Source organism: Xenorhabdus sp. IM139775, assembly GCF_028598745.1.
Taxonomy (GTDB): Bacteria; Pseudomonadota; Gammaproteobacteria; order Enterobacterales; family Enterobacteriaceae; genus Xenorhabdus.
In genome coordinates, this window is sequence record NZ_JAQRFK010000137.1 from 1 (window position 1) to 3,424 (window position 3,424).

Annotated in this window: 3 protein-coding genes; 1 reads left to right on the forward strand and 2 read right to left on the reverse strand. The window is 42.9% G+C overall.

From position 1 onward, the window contains the following. Positions 1-90: 90 nt before the first annotated feature. Positions 91-486: a DUF4440 domain-containing protein gene (locus tag PSI17_RS16210; protein ID WP_273552948.1), complete on the reverse strand. Its 396-nt coding sequence runs from the start codon at positions 484-486 to the stop codon at positions 91-93. After that, the gene (locus PSI17_RS16215; protein ID WP_273552949.1) at positions 483-1,862 is read right to left on the reverse strand and encodes an MFS transporter; all 1,380 of its coding nucleotides are present in this window, start codon (positions 1,860-1,862) and stop codon (positions 483-485) included. Before PSI17_RS16215 ends, PSI17_RS16210 begins: the two co-directional genes overlap by 4 nt. A 126-nt stretch (positions 1,863-1,988) precedes the next feature. On the opposite strand from PSI17_RS16215, the gene PSI17_RS16220 reads away from it, so the two are divergent. Beyond that, positions 1,989-2,921, forward strand: coding sequence for a LysR family transcriptional regulator (locus PSI17_RS16220; RefSeq protein WP_273552950.1), 933 nt, complete (start codon positions 1,989-1,991; stop codon positions 2,919-2,921). Positions 2,922-3,424 lie beyond the last annotated feature (503 nt).

The window sequence follows — 3,424 nt, forward strand, 5'->3', positions numbered from 1 at the left end:
AATGGAATGTCTAATTTCACAAAAAGTTGTTGAACGATGAGTTCTTGCAATATCACGATATATCCGTCATTCAACAACGATCTGCATGAATTATGTTTGGGGCATTGATGTCTCATGAAGATGACGCCAGATAACACGTCCCTCATGATCTAATTCGAATACGACAGTTGAAAATCGCAACGTAGAACTTTGCTCAGGGATAATTTGACATTCCTGATAAGTGACTGTTGCGCCCTTGTCACTTTCAGCGATCACTTGCATATATTCAATTTCAATTTGTAGTCCTGCTTTTGCACCGCATTGAGTACGGAAGAAAGTATTCAATGTCGTATAGTCGAGCAGAGCGCCGCTGGGTGTCACCATGGAATAAGCTGGGCTAAAACGTGCAAGCAGATTTTCGCACACATCAGGGTGAGTTGATGAATCACCCAACCAGCAGCGAATAAGCTCATGCGCATCTAATACTTCCTGAAAATAACGATTCATTGTTTCTCCTGATTGAGGGTAAGGATTACGCTCCGGTTGGCTATGCGAAGGCAAAATAAAATTGGAATAACAACACTACAGGCTGCTAACACAAAGCAAAGGCGATAAGCTTGGTTTGTCACCAGTCCTGAGTTAAGCAGTATATTGAGCAGTAAGCTGATGAGTGTGACACCAAAGCAAAAACTGAGCTGACGGTTGATATTCCACAGCGCGCTGGCATCTGCCAATTCATTGTCGGCAATCTGAATAAAAGCGGAACTTTGGGCCGTGCTGCTGCACAGACTTCCGCCGAACCCCATAAAAGCAAAAGCGAACACAGTTATGCTGATGTTTTCCGCATGACCGATCATAGCCAGTAATCCAATCCCTAGGCCTTGTACCAGACATCCGGCAATAAATAGAGGACGAGGTCCCAATTGATTAAACTTTTTACCGGTCAAATTGATTGCAGCAAAAGACGCTAAGGCCCAGGGAAGCATCATTGATCCTACCAATGTAGCATGCATTCCCAATTGGTTTTGTAGGTAAAACATTGCTACTAGGCTGATGCCGGTGAAAATACCGGGGATGAATTGATATATCAGCATCGCTGTTTGTAATAAAGGATCTTGGACCAATCGCAGGTTGAGCAACGGCTTCGTTTTGCGTAAGGCACTCCGGACGTACAAAGCCAATAGAATCATGCCTGCGAGCAATAAAACCGATCCCTGACGAAGGTAGTGGGCTTCTCCCATATAAGTCAGTCCCAGTAGTATAAGTGTTAATGCCGAGCAGCCACTGACTAGACCGCCGAGATCAAGTCGTACATTGGCCTCCGTTTTAGCATCCGATTTCAGCCAGCATCCAGCAAGAATCAACGCCACTATTGCCAACGGCAGACTCACCAGGAACACCCAACGCCAGTTTACATTATCAACCAGCACCCCACCGATGGCAGGGGACAGAGCCGGTGCCAGCAAAGCGACTAACATGACCGCTGACGACAACTTCGCCCTCTCATGAGTGCGGTAAAGGGAATACGTCATCGTCTGCCCAAGTGGTATCAACAACCCTCCACCCATTCCCTGCACCCATCTCCAGCCAATGAGTTGCGATACAGATGAAGCACTACCCACTCCACAGGTGCCGATAATGAAAATGACCAGCGATAAGATAAACAGGCGCTTTGGTCCAACACGGTTCGCCAGCCAACCGCTAAGCGGTATCACCAATGTGAGACCCAAAATATAGGCGTTGCTCACCCAGGCTAATTGGCTAACTGGTGCACCAAAATGCCTGCCGATATCGGGATAAGCAACATTGGCAATAAACATGTTAATCAGATCTATAAAGAATCCCAGCAGATAAACACTGGCGACGCGTAACCGATAAGTCATAGTTTTCTCATGAACAACTACATAGTGGGTGTAGTATAAGAGCAGATTACATAAGGATAAATTCTACCTTGGCAGTTATACTGTCAAAATAATTTTGACAATCACACCATAAAAGTGGACTAAAATATGTTTAACATGCATCGACTTGAAATCTTCGTAGCAGTGGTGGAAGCCGGGAGTTTCACGAGTGCTGCTCAGACGCTAGGGCTAACCAAGGCGGTAGTCAGCTTTAACATTAAGCAGCTGGAAGAAAAACTAGGTGTATCGTTGCTGGCTCGCAGTACCCGTCAGGTCGCAGTTACCGACGCCGGTGAACGTTTTTATTATCAATGTCAGCAGCTACTCCAAGAAACTGAACGCGTACTGAACGATGTTCGAAGCGAACATTCAGGATTGAGCGGCTTAATTCGCATCACTACAACCCCCGAGTATGGTGCACATATTGTCGTACCGGCAATTGCTGCTTTTGGTACTCAACATTCCCAACTTCGCATTCAGCATGTTTCATCGTCAAAAAATGATGACCTAATATCAGGTCGTTTTGATGTTGCCATTCGACTTGGTCAGTTATCCGACTCGACTCACCATGCGAAGCTAATTGACCAGTTCGAAATTATACCTGTCGCTTCGTATGAATATTTCAGAAATTACGCTGACAAAAATATCAATAATTTAAAACAACTTGCTGATGCGCACTGGATTGCCAACAGTTGTCTCGCTGCACCTCTGAGCTGGCAAGTTTTAACGCCAGAAGGCAATCTCGTTCTTTTTCGGGCAAACCATACGCCAATGGTAATGGCTGATAGCGCCGCTTCGTTATTGGCATTTGCAAAAAGAGGAGCCGGTGTTGCCTTACTGCCCGCTTGGCTCGTTCAAGATGAGATAGCTGAGGGGAACCTTAAGCAATTACTACCCAATTATCGCTTTCCCAGACAGGGCATTTATGCGCTCTACCCCAACACCCGCCATGTATCTGAGAAAGTCCGAACGTTTATAGATTTCCTTCAAAAATGGATTTCAAAAACACACACAAACTCATTAAAAAATATAAACATATGATTTTTTTAGCACAGTTTTCTGAACAATGCTGAGATAAACTTCTCCCTCCATAGAACATACTTCAAAAAACATGAATTAAAACGTCCATAAATTCGGCTGAATTAATGTTAAAAAAATAAGATGCTCCTTAGCTTAATTTTTAACATTAATTCAGTCCGAACTAATTTGCACCAACAACCCAATATGAATTTCGTTTGGTTTTTGTACACCCCCATTCCTGATAAGTCATGGAATAGAATTTAACTTCATAATTTTCAACCGATTGAAATTATTTATTTGAAGTTGTCTTTTCTCAATAAAAGAACCACCAAATGCGATTTTAGGTTGCTTGACAGATACAAAACTATTGAATTCACAAATCGCATTGGCTACTCACAAAAGATAATTCTTGAATTTAATTTACATTTCAGTTGAAATAGAAACTAATTACAAAGATGCTATATACAATTTTTTAAAGATATGCCAGGCACATAAGTATATTTTTTCTTATGTTTTATGGGATT

Excerpts from the sequence above, each read along its gene's own strand:
- PSI17_RS16220 (WP_273552950.1), top strand. The coding sequence starts at position 1,989 with ATGTTTAACATGCATCGACTTGAAATCTTCGTAGCAGTGGTGGAAGCC.
- PSI17_RS16210 (WP_273552948.1), bottom strand. The coding sequence starts at position 486 with ATGAATCGTTATTTTCAGGAAGTATTAGATGCGCATGAGCTTATTCGC.
- PSI17_RS16215 (WP_273552949.1), bottom strand. The coding sequence starts at position 1,862 with ATGACTTATCGGTTACGCGTCGCCAGTGTTTATCTGCTGGGATTCTTT.